Origin of the sequence: Paenibacillus sp. SAFN-117 (genome assembly GCF_051966115.1) — a bacterium.
Lineage (GTDB): Bacteria > Bacillota > Bacilli > Paenibacillales > NBRC-103111 > Paenibacillus_L > Paenibacillus_L residui.
In genome coordinates, this window is the sequence record NZ_JBQCLK010000047.1 from 1 (window position 1) to 15,027 (window position 15,027).

Here is a 15,027-nt window from a genome sequence, read left to right on the forward strand (position 1 = left end):
TTTCCATATTTCTTCCGAATATAGAAAACTAACTGTATGAAATCCAGTTAGTTTTCAAATTTCACACTATTGAAGCAGTTCAACTCTATTCTATCTTGAAAATACATCCATTTTCACCATCTGATGGTGCCGCGGCCAGAGGCATGGGGGTCTAAATGGAAATTCTAGCTGCAGACTGCCTTTTAAAATGGGTGACTTGCAGTGATATAGCTCTTTTCACAGTAAATAACTGGGGGTTTTCCAGTAAGTTTTCTTTCTTAACCTCATAGGAGCAAAATAGCCGGACTATATCCATTTAGACGCCACGCCCATGACGATTGCGTAGTTTCAAGCCATCCGCGTCTCCCTTACCAATGTGCCTCCAGGCAGTTTGGACCTGAGCTGTCCGCATTTTCTATTGTGCTTAAAAAATCAGATAATTTTGTGGATTTCCGGGATAGGAGAGAGGCTTGTAAGCGGTTATAATCAAACCAAGGCAATAATCCAAAAACTGGGAGGTGTCGACGAGGAAAGGCAATGTTGCCCATTTAGCTGCTGCTCGACGGAAAATGATCAACGGGAAAAGGTAGGCCAAGGCTTGTTCAACTTTAATTTACAAGTGCAGGAATGGAAGAAAGAGAGGTGCACTATCATGAAATTGTCAGTTGGAGGCTATTCGTTCTGTAATTCTTTCCGGGCAGGAACGATGGATGTATTCGGCTATCTGGAAACGGTCAAATACCGTTACGGCTTGGATGCCGTCGATTTGTGGAACGGTTTTTTTGCGGATGGTACGGGCGAGCTTTGCAGGGTGCCTGACGAGGATTACATACGGAAAATTCGGCAAGCGCTCGATGAAAGGGAGCTAATCCTAGCTAATTTTGCCATCGATAAAGCGCATATTTGGGACCCCGATCCGGTGGAAAGGGAAGCGCTGCACAAGAACGCGCTGGATCATCTGAAGATGTCGGCCGCGCTAGGGGCACAGACGGTCCGGATAGATACGGGTATCTACGAAACGACGGAGATCACCGAAGAGCAGTTCGAATATATCGTCAACCGGTTCCGCGAGTACTGCGAGTTTGCGAAGGATAACGGATTCCTGATCGGTCCCGAGAACCATATGGGCCCCTCGCTCGTGCCGGGCACGATGGCGAGAATAGCCGAGGCGGTCGATCATCCGAGCTACGGAATTTTGCTGCATATCGGCAGGTGGCGAGAGGATGTGGAGCAGGGGGATGCCATGGTGGCCCGCTGGACGGTTCATACGCATTTCTCCGCCCATACGGTGACGGGCCCGGAAGCGGTGGAGAAGGTCCGGATGCTTAGAGCGGCCGGGTATGACGGATATTGGGCGGTCGAGTACAACGCGCCCAACAACCAATATGGGGAAGTCGAGTGGCTGCTGGCTTCGGTCAAGAGGGTATTGGCCGCGAGCGAGGCGGAGTGAGGTTTTAAAGAAACGGAGGAATAGGGCATGAAGACGATTCGGATAGGGGTTATCGGTGTCGGACTCATCGGCAAGAATCATATGGAAAATTATTCGAAGCTGGCGGGAGCGGAGGTCGTTGCCGTTTGTGACATTAACGAAGCCGAAGCGAAATCGGTGGCTGACAAATACGGCGTGCCGCACGTATATACCGACTACAGGAAAATGCTGGAGCGGGACGATCTCGATGCGGTGGATGTATGTCTCCATAACAATTACCACGCTCCCGTGTCCATCGCTGCCATGGAGGCAGGCAAGCATGTCTACTGCGAGAAGCCGATTGCGGGCTCCTACTTCGACGGCAAGCGGATGGTGGACCGGGCGCAGGAACTGGGAAAGATGCTGCATATCCAGTTGGGTACGCTGTACCGCAAGGAGACCAAAGCGGCGAAGGCGTTAATCGACGGAGGAGAGCTCGGATCGCTGTACCATGCCCGGGCGACCGGATTCCGCCGAAGAAACCGGCCGTTCGTGGACGGCTTCGGAACCGCCTATTTCACCCGCAAGGAAACGGCAGGAGGCGGAGCCATCTTCGATATGGGCGTCTATCATATTGCTCAGATGCTGTATCTGCTGGATCTGCCCAAGGTCGAGCGAATATCCGGCAAGACCTACCAGGAGATGGACATGGACGCTCACAGGAAAGCGGCCAGCGGCTTCGATGTCGAGGAATTGGGACTGGGCTTCGTCCGCTTTGCCGGCGGCGTGACGATGGATATTATCGAAGCGTGGTCGGTTCATCTGGGCGGATTCGAGGGGGGCTCCGTGGTCGGCTCCAAGGGAGGAATCCGGCTGCCCGCCTACGGTCCGGGGGACCAGAAGTTCTCGTATTACACAACCCGATGCGACATCGACCTCGACAGCACCGTCGATTTGAACATGATGGATCTCCGCTGGCACCGGCTGAGGGAGAATGAAGACGCCTACGACTCGTCCCAGCACCATTGGATCGCTGCGCTGCAGGGCAGGGTCAAGCTGCTGCCCACCGCAGATATTGCGCTTCAGACGATGCTGATCAGCGAAGGGATTTATTTGTCGGATTCGCTTGGCCGCGAAGTAACAGCCGAGGAGGTAGCCGAGCGTTCCGTTTCCCTGTCCATTCCCGTATAAGGATGGGAACGGCGCTTCTCTCCTCAGGAATTCGGCGGAAAGAGAGGGGTAGCTTATGACGGATACGGTCCAGCCGGCAAGCGCTCGCTCGCTGGTTCAGTTGAAGATCTATAACTTTTTCGTATATGGCTCGATTGCGGTGCTGTTCGCCTTTTTTCCCTTCTATTTCATGAAAGCGGGATTGAGCCGGATGGAAATCGGCATGCTGATGGCAGGCGGACCGTTCGTCTCGATCATTGCCAACCCGATGTGGGGGTACTTAAGCGACCGCTTCCAAAATCTTCGGCGCGTCATCGTCATCCTGCTGCTGGGGAATCTGTTGGCCGTGCAGGCGGTGTTCCATACGACATCGTTTGGAGTCATATATCTGGTCATGATCGTGTTCTTTTTCTTCCAGACGCCGCTGTTCTCACAGAGCAATAGTCTGATCTTGAATACGATCGAAGGGACGCGGTACAAATTCGGCACCTTCCGGTTATGGGGCTCGCTCGGCTGGGCTTTGTTGGCGGTCGCGGTCGGGCCGGTAATCGAGAGGACAGGAATTGACCGGCTGTGGATCATTTACAGTGTGATGCTGCTGATCACACTGGCCTTTACGATCGGACTGCCGCGGGGACAGGTCGCCGAAGTTCCGACCAAATTCGACGGGCGCGGGTACGGGAAAGTGTTTATCAATCCCCACTTTACGATATTTGTCCTGCTGGGAGTGCTCATTTCCGTGCCGAATTCGATGAATTCGACCTTCGTCTCCATCTATATTTCGGATTTGGGCGGCTCCGAAACGCTAATTGGCTGGTCGGCCTTCTTCTCCGCTATTTTCGAAATTCCGGTTTTTCTGCTGTTTGACCGCTTCCTCAAGAAAAAGACGAATACGATGGTCGCCTGTCTGGCAGCGGTCAGCCTGCTGTTCGCTTTACGGTGGCTGCTCATGGCGGTTGCGGCCGGGCCCTGGCAAATTATATGGATCCAGGTGCTTCACTGCATTACGTTCGGCGGCTACTATTACGTCGGAACGAGCCTGACGGCCCATCTTATTCCAAGCGAGTATCGCGCGACCGGGCAGGCGGCATTTGCCCTTACCTGGGGAGGCATTTCGGGCATACTGGCCGGATTTATCGGAGGATGGATGTTTCAGAATCTGGGACCCGCTCCGATGTATACGATCAGTGCGGTCGTTTCCTTGCTCGGAGCAGCCGGTTTTGTCTGGCTGTGGCGCATGATCCGCAAGGCGGAGGCGCGAACGAGCGGTACGCACAGCGCGGCTGTATAGGCAAGCGATTTCGAAGAATCTGCCATATTCAAAGATTGTGATGGTGAAGGAAGGCAAATCCGTCATGGATTTGCCCGGAGTATATGGGACGTCAAAAGTCCTTAAAGGACTAAATATGTCCCGAAATTTAAATATTTTCAAGGGTCTGAGCCCGGCCCGATGAAAGAATCCAACCCGATTCAGTAAAGGAGGAAAGCTTATGCGAAAAAAAATTGTCCCGGCCTGCCTCGTGTTGTTCCTGCTGCTGGCAGCGCTGACCGGCTGCGGAGGAGGAAGCGGTACCGGTGCGGAAGGAGGCCAAGGAGGACAAGAGCAGGTCGAGATTACCTGGTTGGTCGTATCGAATCCCTATAAGCAGGCATGGTATGAAAATACGGTCAAGACGTTCGAAGCGGAGCACCCGCACATTAAAGTGAAATTGATGACCTTGACCCAGACGGATGTGCCGCAGAAGCTGCCGACGATGGTCGCCAGCAACACGATGCCGGATGTTTGGTCCGCGAACTGGGGCGGAGGATTTGCGACATGGAAAGGGATGGATCTGCTGATGGATCTGACCCCGTATATCGAGAAAGATCCGCAAGCGGTCGAAGGGATCGACCCCCGGCTGCTGGATGTATACAAGATAGAAGGCAAAATATACGGGGTTCCGATGCTGCATTACGGATTTTTCCTGTTCTACAACAAGGATTTGTTCGATAAAGAGGGCATTCCGTACCCGACGACCGACTGGGATGATCAAAGCTGGACCTGGGACCGGTTCGTCGAGGTCGCCAAACAGTTGACGAAGGATACGGGCAAATCGAGCGATAAGCAATTCGGCTTCTATTACGACCTGCATAATCATACGCGGGTGTGGCAGTGGGGCGGAGATTTCTTCAAGGAAGAGGATTATGTCAAGGGCGAAGTGAGTGAGCCGGCGGTCCTTACCAATCCGAGGAATTTGGAGGCGCTGCAATTTAATGCGGATATGATCTTCGAGCATAAAATTTCTCCTTCGCAAGGCGAACTCGATGCCGTCTCGCAGCTTGGCGATCCGTTCATGACCGGCAAGGTGGCCATGGTGCTCAAAGGCGGCTGGGGCTTCCAAAACTTCACGCAGGGCGTGAAATTCCGCTGGGGAGTGGCCGCTGTCCCTTATGCCGAGGGCCGTCAGGTTCCCAACTATGTGGACCCGTGGAATATTTATAAGAACAGCAAGCATCCGGACGAAGCCTGGGAGTTCGTGAAATTTCTGATCGATTCCAACGGGGCGGCCAAAGAGTTTGCCGAAAATTCGGGAGCGACTCCGGTTCATTCGGAGCTTCTGGACCGGTGGTATGAGCAGATGGCCAAAGTTACGGAAATGACGCCGGAGCAGCTGAAGCAAGTCAATGAGGGCTCGCTGAAATACGGAAGGGAGGATGCCGGCCATCTCATAAGAGAGTTTTCCCCTGTTAGTAACATGATCAAGCAAACGATGGACGGTGTCTACAACGGCAACAAAACGGTTCAGCAAGCATTGGAGGAAATCGACAAAAACTTGCGGAATCTGAAATCTGGCAAATAGCAGGTGAGCGAATATGAATGAGATGGAAATTTCCGCCCACGCTCCGGAGCGGATGCCTCCGGGGAGGAAGCGGAATATGGAAAGAATCCGGGAGCAGAGAGCGTTCTGGCTGTTCATATCTCCGTGGCTTATCGGATTCGTATGCTTTACGGGGGGGCCTTTCATCGCCTCCCTGCTGCTCAGCTTCACCGATTACAATGTCGTTCTTGCGCCTAACTTTATCGGCTTGGGCAATTACATCAAGCTGTTCCAGGACAGCCTGTTCTATAAGTCGCTCCGCGTCACTGCGTATTACGCTTTGCTGAATGTTCCTTTTTCCATTCTGTGCTCCTTGCTGCTGGCGGTCCTGCTGAACCGCAAGGTGAAGGGGACAGCGCTGTTTCGCACGATTTATTACGCGCCGTCCATCGTTTCCGGCGTTTCCGTCGCCTTCCTCTGGTCCTGGCTGTTGAATCCCGATTTCGGGATTGTCAATAACGTGCTGCATGATGTGTTCGGCATTCAGGGCCCGGGATGGTTCAACGATTCCAAGACGGTCGTTCCGTCCATGGTGCTCATGCATTTGACCTCGCTCGGCTCGACGATCGTCATTTTCTTGGCCAGCCTGCAATCGCTTCCTTCGGAGCTGTACGAAGCTGCCGATATAGACGGCGCCGGAAGCGTGCGCAAATTTTTCAGCATCACCGTTCCCTTGATTTCACCTGTTATTTTGTTCAATTCCATTATCGGAATCATCAACTCGTTCCAGGTATTCACGCAGGCATTCGTCATTACCAAGGGAGGGCCGGACTGGAATTCCTATTTTTACGTGCTGTATCTGTACGATACGGCCTTCGGGCAGTACCGGATGGGATACGCCTCGGCGCAGGCGTGGATTTTGTTCATCATCATTTTCGTGCTGACGATGCTGTCGCTGTGGCTCTCCAGAAGGTTCGTCCATTATGAATACGGTGATAACCGATAGGGGGAGGAGTTATGCTGCGCTTTAGAAAAATATACGGGCACGGAGAGCTGAATCCGCTGCAAAAAATCGTCACTTATGTGCTGCTGCTGGCGGGAGCCGTGCTTTTCGTCTTCCCGGTCTACTGGATGATCATCACATCGTTGAAGCATCTGCCGGATGTGTATACGATGCCGCCTTCCCTGCTTTTTTTCGATATCCGCTGGGAAAATTACAAGGACATTTTTACCATCGCACCGATGGGCAAATATTTATGGAATACGGTATGGTACAGCGCCGTATCGATTTCGATCCATGTCGCCGCCTCCTCGCTGGTCGCCTTCGGCTTTGCGAGACTTAGGGCCAAGGGCAGCGGCATTCTGTTCGCCATCGTGCTGAGCACGATGATGCTGCCGCCCCAGGTGACGATGATTCCGCAATATCTCGTCTTCAACAAGCTGGGGCTGATTGATACGTACTACCCGCTGATTATTCCGGCTATCGGCGGTGGGGCTTTCCTGATCTTCCTGATGCGGCAGTTTTTTCTCGGATTGTCCAAAGATTTGGACGAGGCGGTGAAGATCGATGGAGGCGGCTATTGGACGGTCTATTTCCGGATTATACTGCCCTTGTCCATGCCGGCGCTGGCCACGGCCGCCATCCTGGACTTCATGTATCGCTGGAATGACTTGATCGGGCCGCTCATTTATATCAACTCGCCGGAGAAGTTCCCGCTGTCTCTCGGGTTGGCCGGATTTACCGCCGCCTTCGGGGGAACTCCCTGGAATCTGCTGATGGCTGCGTCGGTCGTCGCTGTCGCACCTCCGCTCGTGCTGTTCTTCTTCACCCAGAAGTACTTCATCCGCGGCATCGTCATCAGCGGAACCAAGGGATAGCCTGTTCCTTGCCAGGATGTTCAGCCGTTCAGTTCGTCCCCATCATCCTTTAGCCTGCAAGCAAGCCCGTTCACTGCACATATCGTCCCTACCCGTAAGGATGGAGGATGGTCAGGATTGGCTCCGATTCCGGTTATCCTCCCCCGGGTCAATCCTGTCCGATTAGAAAGCCAAGATCATCGGTTCATACGGTTTGCGGACGTTTGTTTGTCAGAGGCTCTCCTTTGGCAGGAAGTGTAGGTTTTTCGGATATTATTTTAATTCGCAAGGATACTCAAACGGACATCTCCGACTTATAATGAAAATAAAAGGGGCAGACAAACCAATGTTAGCCGATGATTCCCACCAGAAATGACAGCGCTTTCTAAGTTTGCGGGGGGAGGAAGTTATGACCAGAAGCCGGATGAAACGTTTGTTTTGCGCGGCCATCGGTTTAACGCTTCTCATGGGCTTGACGGCGTGTGCTACGGCATGGCCGCGGAACAGGGCTCCCGATTCGGCCGCCGGACCGCCCGAGCCGACGGTGCTCACCTTCATGCACAATTGGTCCGGACCGAGCAAGGTCAGCACCGTATATATGGAAAGGCTTCGTCAATTTGAGCGCGAGAATCCGGATATCCGCATCGTTGAGGAGGCGATCGCCTCCGCGCAGTATAAAATTAAGCTAGGCACCCATAGCGCGGGGAGGAAGCTGCCCGATTTAAGCGTGGTCTGGCCGGGCTCCAGGCTGATTCGGTTGGTCGACAGCGGGCTCCTGATGCCGATTGACGACATCATCGGTGAATGGGAGGGGCTGCTCCCTCCCGAAGCGCTGCAGGGCTTCACGGTTCATGGGCAGACGTATGCGCTGCCCGCCATCCAGAATTTCGACGATATTATCTACTATAATAAAAGCTATCTGTTAAAGGCCGGATATAAGGAATTCCCGGACAGCTACGGGGAGTTCAAGGAGATGCTGGTCCGCTTGAAGGAGCTGGGCATCACGCCCATCGGGCTCGGCAATAAAGATAAGTGGCCGATGTCTTCGGCTTATGTCTCTATCATTACGGACCGGATCAACGGCCCCAGTTTCCTGCAGGGGGTGGCCAGCGGAGAGAGGGCGTTCACGGAGTCCGGGTTCGTTCGTGTACTGTCGGTTATCGGCGAATTAGCCGAGATGGAAGTTTGGAATGAAGATATGAATTCCATCGATGCGATTCAGGTGCTGGAGCGGTTCCTGCAAGGGGAGGTGGCTATGGTCATTTCCAACAGCTCTTACAATGCCAAGCTCAGAATCGATAATCCGAACGGCCCCCAGGTAGGCGTCGCCCTGTTTCCGAGGTTCGCTGAAGGCAGAGGCGACCCGGCCCGAAGCGCCGGCAATATTCAGATGGGCATTGCCGTCAACAGCCGGCTCGATCCGGCGAAGAAGGAAGCCGCATTCCGGTTTCTTAAATTTTTTTATGATGAATCCTTCTACCGGTCCTTGTTAATGGAAAATATTCTTGTGCCGGCCAGGCTGGAAATCCCCGAAGACGCCGACCCTTCCTTGCGGGAAATCATCGGGCTGACCGGCAACGGGACGGCCCCGATTCTGGACAGCGTCGTTCCGCTGTCGGTGAAGGACGCGGTTGAGACCGGGCTTGTCGCCATTGTTAAAGGGCAGGCAGCACCGGAGGAGGCCGCCCAAGAAATGCAGAGGGTCATGGATCAATGGCTGAATGATAACCGGGCAGCAGATTGAGCGGAAAGAAGGAGAAGCCGCATGCGGAAACGAAAGCGGAGCCGTTGGCTGGCGCGATTGAGTTTGAAGTGGAAGTCTTACATCCTGTTTGCCGTATTCGTTACGCTGCCAACTCTATGGCTCGGGCAGGTTGTTCTCCAGCAGCTGAGCGGTATATTGCGTGAGCAATTCATGGCTTCCACAGAGCGGAATCTCGATGTAATCGTCATGAATTTGACGGACAAGATGAAAGCCGTCGAGGATATGTCCGACTATATGACGTACAGCCGCGATTTCCGAACGTTCATGATGAGCCCGCCGGATCAGATTTCTCCCGAAGAGAATGACCGCATACAGGACAGCATTATGGGCTTCGCCACCTTTCAATTAATGTCCAAAGGCTATATTAAATCGATTTCAATTGAAGGAATCGGAGGAGGCCGGGTCGACTTTGGCGAGCCGGTCTTAAGCGACGAAACCGATTGGCGGGAGAAAGCCCGCAGCAAGCGGGGAGAAGCCGTCTGGAGCGATTCCTACCTCATCTACAGCGGCTGGAACGAGAGCAAACGTGTCCTTTCGATGTTTCGCGTCATCAACTCGTATGACGATCCCGAGCGCCCGATCGGCCTGGTCACCGTAAGAATGGATGAAGGGGCAGTGTCGGCACTGCTCGAAACCGGGATGGGCAAGCAGTACGGCCATATCTTTATTGTCCGTGGCGACGGTACGGTGGTCCTTCACGATGATAAACGCGTCATCGGCTCATCTAATCCGTGGCTGGACCGCACCGAAGCAAGCTTCTATTCCGGCAAGGGGCCGAATGCCGGCAGCTATCTGCAAATCATCCGCGAGGTCGGAGCAACGGGCTGGCAATTGATCGCCTTGATCGACAGGGCACGGATCGAGAGCCACGCCCAAGGCATCAAGGCTTCGATTCTGCTGATCCTTGGCGTCATGGTCCTATTGGGACTGGCCGCGTTGTTCGGCTTTCACTGGACGATAATCCGTCCGATCCTCGAGCTGAAGAAACAGACGATGCGGCTGGAGGGGGGAGACTTTCAGGCGCGGGTCGCCATCCGTTCCGGGGACGAGATCGGCAGCCTCGGCAGGCAGTTCAACAGGATGGTCCGAACGATCCGCAGACTGATCGACACGAAGTATGTACTGGAGATTCGCCAGCGCGAATCGGAGTTGAAGCTGCTGCAAAGTCAGATCGATCCTCATTTTTTGTATAACACGCTGGATATGATCCGCTGGACGGCCAGGCTGGAGCAGGCCGGGCAGACCAGTCAGCTTATTGAAGCTCTGTCCCGTTTCTTCCGCAACAGCTTGAGGAAGGACCGGATGTGGACGACGCTGCAGGATGAACTGGAATTCGTCCGCTCGTATCTCGAGCTGCAGAAGAGAAGACTGGGCGACGGGCTGAGCTTCACTGTGCTGGCGGATGCAAGGGTAAATCATTGCGTCATGCTGACCCAAATTATCCAACCGCTTGTGGAGAACAGCTTGAAGCACGGGCTGGCCCGCAGGAAGCAGGGGGTCATTGCCGTCCGCTGCTACGAATCGGGAGGCGGGCTGCGGATCGACGTGCTCGATAACGGCAGCGGTTTTGCCCCGGAGCTGGCCGGCTTCCTGATGGGAGCGGGCAGTCAGCCCGCGCAGGGACTGGCGCTGCATAATATTATGGAGCGATTGAGAATCGTGTTCGGAGAGAGTGTGGGATTCGAGATCGGAGAGCCGCCGGGCGGGGGAGCCAGAGTCAGTCTCCGGCTTCCTCTGCTGTACAATTCGGAGCAGGCTGTCCGATTGCTGCATCGCAAAGACCAACCGGGAAAGGCGGGAATCGGACCATGACTTTCAAAATGTTGATTGTGGACGACGAACCGGTCATTTGCAGCGGACTGAGACATACCATTCCATGGGAAACGCTTGGGATCGATGTCGTAGGCGAGGCCTATGACGGAGAGGAAGCGCTGCGCATCGCTGCCGTGCGGCCTCTCGATCTGGTGCTGACGGATATCTCTATGGAGGGAATGGACGGATTGGAGCTGGCGGGAACACTAAAAAGCCGTTATCCTCATATTAGAGTGATCTTGATCAGCGGTTATGAACAATTCGAATATGCCCGGCAGGCTGTCCGTTTGGGAATCGAGGACTATCTGCTCAAGCCGGTCGATATTGATGAATTGCTCGGACTGGTCGCGAAAATTACCGGTCAATTGGCTACAGATCGAGAACGAAAGCACCGGAAGGAGAGGGAGGAATGGCTGGGCTGGCTTAACGATCAGATGCAGGGAATCGATAGAGCCTGTCCTCCGGCCGCGTTGCTATGGGAGAGTGAAGCCCCAACAGACTGCCGGGTGATAGTCAGCCAGTTGGATGATTATGCCTGTTGGCGGCAGCACCTCTCGGAAGCGGAGAGCAAGCAGATGCGGATGCGTTGGAAAGCGGCCGTGGAAGCGGCACTGCAAGCTGGGTGCTGGTATCCGCTATCTATTTTCCACCATCCGAACCTGCTCGTTACGATGGCTGCGGGCGCCTCTGCGAGCTGCATTGATTCCGCTCCGGGTGCGAGCTGTACGAACGCGCAATTCGATATGCTTGAGAGGCTTCTGAGCGAGACGTCCGAACGTTGGGAAGGGCCCGGCCGACTCGCTTTTGGGGTGTCCGGCGCGTTCAGTGACCCGGCTTGCTTTCGTCGGCACGGGATGGAGGCCGTGCAGGCTCTTCGACGCAGAGCGATAGAGGCAGAACACATCGTGTTCGAATACGGACACGAAATACGAACGCCTCCCCGATCCGTTCCGTGTTTAAGTGACGAGATGAGTCAATGGGAGGAGCGGGTGGCCCGGTCCATACTGAAGGAAGCAGAGTATGAAGTCGCTGTGGCGGTGCGGGAGCTTCTGAACGGCTGCAGAGCTCGGAGGATGCTGCTGGACGAAGCGGTTCAGGTTTGCGACGAGCTTCGTCTGATGGTCTGCCGCAAGCTTAGGGAGAGCGGGCTTCGGATCGGGGGGGAAGCGGCCGGATATCCGTTGGCCCGGCTTGACCCGCATGTCTATAATTCCTATGCTTCGATTGAAACGATATTTATCGAGCAATTGCTTGCGCTCGCATCCGCAGCGGTGCCTCCTTGCCCGGGAAAAGCCTGGCGGATTATGGAACAGGCCAAATCCTATATCATTCAAAATAGCGGAAGCGATCTGCGGGCGGCGGATGTCGCCGGCTGGCTGCAAATTACGCCGAACTATTTCAGCATGCTGTTTAAGCAGCATACGGGGAAAAATTTCTCCGAGTTTCTGAATGAGCAGAGAATTAAGAGGGCGAAGGAGCTGCTGCTCGAAAGCACGGACCGGGTCTATGAAATCGCCGATCAGGTGGGCTATAAGGAATATAAGTATTTTTCCGCCATTTTCAAGGCCCACACCGGCCTGACACCGACCGATTACCGGGAATTGGCTTCCGCCAGATAAGGCTTCGCATCCGACAGCGAAATTGCTCCATCGATCCGGCTAACGGGGACCTCTATGGACAGGTTCTAGGCCAATATCGGCTCCATGTATATTCCGTAAGAGAAATATAAATTAATATGACATTAGATGTCATATAAGTCTGTTACTCTTGGATAAGGCAGCGAAAATTGAAAGGTTCGGTGAATCACCGCACTTTGCACTCTTGCCGGAGAAGGAGCGATAATAGAAATGAAGCCATTACAGGGAAAAGTGGCCGTGGTGGCCGGTGCGACCCGCGGATCGGGACGCGGAATAGCAGTCGCGCTCGGGGAAGCCGGAGCAACGGTGTACTGCACGGGCCGGAGTGTCCGGGGAAGTTTATCCGATATGAATCGGGCGGAGACGATCGAGGAAACAGCCGACAGAGTGACGGCCAGCGGCGGGACAGGAATTCCCGTTCGTGTGGATCATTCGGTGGAGGAAGAGGTGAAAGCTTTATTCGAGCGGGTCCGAAGAGAACAATCGGGTCGTCTCGATATTCTGGTCAATGATGTGTGGGGCGGAGACCCGCTATCCGAATGGAACACCTCGTTCTGGGAGCATTCGCTGGATAACGGCCTGCTTATGCAGCGGCGGGCCGTACATTCCCACATGATTACCAGCTACTATGGCGCGCCGCTGATGATTGAGAGACGGCAGGGACTGATTATAGAAATAACGGACGGCACGGATTACCGTTATCGGGGGAATCTGTATTACAGCTTGGCCAAAATCTCGGTCATCCATCTTGCCCAAGCGATGGCGGCGGAGCTTAAGCCGTACAACGTTACGGCATTGGCGCTGACTCCGGGCTTCCTGCGTTCGGAGGCCATGCTGGATCATTTTGGCGTGACCGAGGACAACTGGAGGGAAGCCGGTCAGATCGATCCTCATTTTCTCATGTCCGAAACTCCGGCTTACATAGGCCGGGCAGTGGCGGCGCTGGCTTCCGATCCGGAAGTGGCGCTTAAATCCGGACAGGCATTGAGTACCTGGGCGCTCTCGGATGAATACGGATTTACCGACCGGGACGGCAGCCGGCCGCATTGGGGGAATTATGCCGCCGAGCAAGGCTTCTAGGGGCTGCGGAAGAATCATTTTAACGCTTGTCGGTCCACATTTGTCTCGAAGTGTCGCGGTATCGCGGAGTGCCGCAGCATCACCAAGTATCTTGAAGTACCAGCGCTTGAGGTCTGATCTTGGTGCGGTCTTCATTAAGAAACGTTAGTTTGAAAACTCTAAAATTATGTTCCTTCGGCTGACCAGCGGGGGAGAACCGATCGCAGGAGGGGGGCGAAAGCATGAGAGCGGACCGGTTAATATCTATTTTACTTTTGCTCCAGAATTATGGACGGCTGACTACCAAGGAGCTGGCGGACAGATTGGAGGTATCCGAGCGCACCATCCATCGGGATATGGAGGCCTTGAGCACAGCCGGAATTCCGGTGTTTGCCGAGCGGGGGGCCAACGGAGGGTGGGCTTTGTCCGAAGGATACCGGACTCAACTGACCGGGATGAAGACCGAAGAAATGCAGTCGCTGCTCTTGGCCCACTCTTCCTCGCTGCTCCGGGATTTGGGACTCGGCAGCGTGTTCGAGGACGCCTTTCAGAAGCTGTTGGCTTCTTTCCCTGTACGGCTTCGCGAGGATGCGGAGCTCGTTCGTCGGCGCATTCATGTGGATGGCGCCGGTTGGCATCCGTCGGATGAATCCCTGGCGGCATTGCCAACCGTTCAAGAAGCGGTTTGGCAGGAAAAGAAGCTGTACTTCGAATATCAGCGTGAGGAGGATGCGGTGGAGCGGACGGTTGAACCGCTAGGCTTGGTGGCCAAGAGCAGCATATGGTATCTCGTCGCAGCAGTGGAAGGGGAGCTGCGAACCTACCGGGTCTCCCGCATGAAGAGCGCCCGGATGCTGGAAGAGTTCTTCGAACGCCCCGATTCGTTCGATTTGGCCGCCTGGTGGGAGCAATCCACACGACAATTCCGGGAACGGTTGCCTCAATATCCGACTCGGCTAAGGCTCAGCGCCCAGGCGCTGTCACGTGCTTCCCGCCAGCGCTATATGAAGCTGCTGCATACCGGACCCGAGGTTAACGGCTGGATCGAGGCGAAGGTAGAATTCCATACGCTGGATTCTGCTTGCGAAATATTGCTCGCATATGGGCCTCTTGTGAAGGTGTTGGAGCCGGCTGAGCTTCGTGACAGCCTGCTGTCTCAAGCACAGGGCATTGTGTTGTTATATAGTGAGGAGAATACGGAGGAATCGTGATGCTGCCCGGGGCAATCCCTGATTAAAGGTTGGGGTGACCCGAAGCAATGAACGAATAAGGCAGGAATTTGCATCCAAGGAAGGCGTATCCGGCAGGACGACCGTAGTGGTCCCTTTTCAAAGGCTGCGTATGCAGTGAAATGACCGGAGCGGGATAAGCCTTCCCGTTTGCAAATCATTTTATTGTCCCCGAATTCAGGAAAAACAACGATCGCCATACAGCAGGAAATACCGGAAGACGTGGACTAATCGGCGCCCACCTTCCCAAGAAAGAGACGTTTTTAGTAGACGGTTATGAAGACTGGTCGCATGGTGAGAAGTGAGAGAGCCG

Annotated in this window: 11 protein-coding genes; all 11 read left to right on the forward strand. The window is 54.4% G+C overall.

The window, feature by feature from the left end; genetic code table 11:
* Nucleotides 1-631: 631 nt before the first annotated feature.
* The 11 genes from ACTHRH_RS23560 (at nucleotide 632) to ACTHRH_RS23610 (ending at nucleotide 14,696) form a co-directional block, all read left to right on the forward strand.
* Nucleotides 632-1,429 (forward strand): sugar phosphate isomerase/epimerase family protein, encoded by a 798-nt coding sequence (locus ACTHRH_RS23560; RefSeq protein WP_144937907.1) that lies wholly within the window; start codon nucleotides 632-634, stop codon nucleotides 1,427-1,429.
* A gap of 27 nt (nucleotides 1,430-1,456) precedes the next feature.
* On the forward strand, nucleotides 1,457-2,578 hold the full coding sequence (locus ACTHRH_RS23565) for a Gfo/Idh/MocA family protein (protein ID WP_379286762.1): 1,122 nt from the start codon (nucleotides 1,457-1,459) through the stop codon (nucleotides 2,576-2,578).
* A gap of 55 nt (nucleotides 2,579-2,633) precedes the next feature.
* Nucleotides 2,634-3,848: an MFS transporter gene (locus ACTHRH_RS23570; RefSeq protein ID WP_379286760.1), complete on the forward strand. Its 1,215-nt coding sequence runs from the start codon at nucleotides 2,634-2,636 to the stop codon at nucleotides 3,846-3,848.
* Between the two features lie 199 nt (nucleotides 3,849-4,047).
* Complete coding sequence (locus ACTHRH_RS23575; RefSeq protein ID WP_440417895.1) at nucleotides 4,048-5,397, forward strand: ABC transporter substrate-binding protein; 1,350 nt, start codon at nucleotides 4,048-4,050, stop codon at nucleotides 5,395-5,397.
* Between the two features lie 13 nt (nucleotides 5,398-5,410).
* Entirely contained in the window at nucleotides 5,411-6,361 is a 951-nt protein-coding gene (locus ACTHRH_RS23580) for a carbohydrate ABC transporter permease (RefSeq protein WP_440417897.1), read from the forward strand.
* 11 nt (nucleotides 6,362-6,372) lie between these two features.
* Nucleotides 6,373-7,233 (forward strand): carbohydrate ABC transporter permease, encoded by an 861-nt coding sequence (locus tag ACTHRH_RS23585; RefSeq protein WP_379286754.1) that lies wholly within the window; start codon nucleotides 6,373-6,375, stop codon nucleotides 7,231-7,233.
* Between the two features lie 388 nt (nucleotides 7,234-7,621).
* Complete coding sequence (locus ACTHRH_RS23590) at nucleotides 7,622-8,956, forward strand: ABC transporter substrate-binding protein (RefSeq protein WP_440417899.1); 1,335 nt, start codon at nucleotides 7,622-7,624, stop codon at nucleotides 8,954-8,956.
* A gap of 21 nt (nucleotides 8,957-8,977) precedes the next feature.
* Complete coding sequence (locus tag ACTHRH_RS23595; RefSeq protein WP_440417901.1) at nucleotides 8,978-10,789, forward strand: cache domain-containing sensor histidine kinase; 1,812 nt, start codon at nucleotides 8,978-8,980, stop codon at nucleotides 10,787-10,789.
* Nucleotides 10,786-12,408: a response regulator transcription factor gene (locus tag ACTHRH_RS23600; RefSeq protein ID WP_440417903.1), complete on the forward strand. Its 1,623-nt coding sequence runs from the start codon at nucleotides 10,786-10,788 to the stop codon at nucleotides 12,406-12,408. Before ACTHRH_RS23595 ends, ACTHRH_RS23600 begins: the two co-directional genes overlap by 4 nt.
* Nucleotides 12,409-12,636: 228 nt before the next feature.
* Nucleotides 12,637-13,506 carry an SDR family oxidoreductase gene (locus tag ACTHRH_RS23605; protein WP_440417905.1) on the forward strand — a complete coding sequence of 290 codons (870 nt, stop codon included), beginning with the start codon at nucleotides 12,637-12,639 and terminating at the stop codon, nucleotides 13,504-13,506.
* 221 nt (nucleotides 13,507-13,727) lie between these two features.
* Nucleotides 13,728-14,696 (forward strand): helix-turn-helix transcriptional regulator, encoded by a 969-nt coding sequence (locus ACTHRH_RS23610; RefSeq protein ID WP_144937892.1) that lies wholly within the window; start codon nucleotides 13,728-13,730, stop codon nucleotides 14,694-14,696.
* Nucleotides 14,697-15,027: the final 331 nt, after the last annotated feature.

What these genes read in the sequence shown, in the direction of transcription:
- ACTHRH_RS23560 (WP_144937907.1), top strand. Translation starts at nt 632, where the DNA reads ATGAAATTGTCAGTTGGAGGCTATTCGTTCTGTAATTCTTTCCGGGCA.
- ACTHRH_RS23565 (WP_379286762.1), top strand. Translation starts at nt 1,457, where the DNA reads ATGAAGACGATTCGGATAGGGGTTATCGGTGTCGGACTCATCGGCAAG.
- ACTHRH_RS23570 (WP_379286760.1), top strand. Translation starts at nt 2,634, where the DNA reads ATGACGGATACGGTCCAGCCGGCAAGCGCTCGCTCGCTGGTTCAGTTG.
- ACTHRH_RS23575 (WP_440417895.1), top strand. Translation starts at nt 4,048, where the DNA reads ATGCGAAAAAAAATTGTCCCGGCCTGCCTCGTGTTGTTCCTGCTGCTG.
- ACTHRH_RS23580 (WP_440417897.1), top strand. Translation starts at nt 5,411, where the DNA reads ATGAATGAGATGGAAATTTCCGCCCACGCTCCGGAGCGGATGCCTCCG.
- ACTHRH_RS23585 (WP_379286754.1), top strand. Translation starts at nt 6,373, where the DNA reads ATGCTGCGCTTTAGAAAAATATACGGGCACGGAGAGCTGAATCCGCTG.
- ACTHRH_RS23590 (WP_440417899.1), top strand. Translation starts at nt 7,622, where the DNA reads ATGACCAGAAGCCGGATGAAACGTTTGTTTTGCGCGGCCATCGGTTTA.
- ACTHRH_RS23595 (WP_440417901.1), top strand. Translation starts at nt 8,978, where the DNA reads ATGCGGAAACGAAAGCGGAGCCGTTGGCTGGCGCGATTGAGTTTGAAG.
- ACTHRH_RS23600 (WP_440417903.1), top strand. Translation starts at nt 10,786, where the DNA reads ATGACTTTCAAAATGTTGATTGTGGACGACGAACCGGTCATTTGCAGC.
- ACTHRH_RS23605 (WP_440417905.1), top strand. Translation starts at nt 12,637, where the DNA reads ATGAAGCCATTACAGGGAAAAGTGGCCGTGGTGGCCGGTGCGACCCGC.
- ACTHRH_RS23610 (WP_144937892.1), top strand. Translation starts at nt 13,728, where the DNA reads ATGAGAGCGGACCGGTTAATATCTATTTTACTTTTGCTCCAGAATTAT.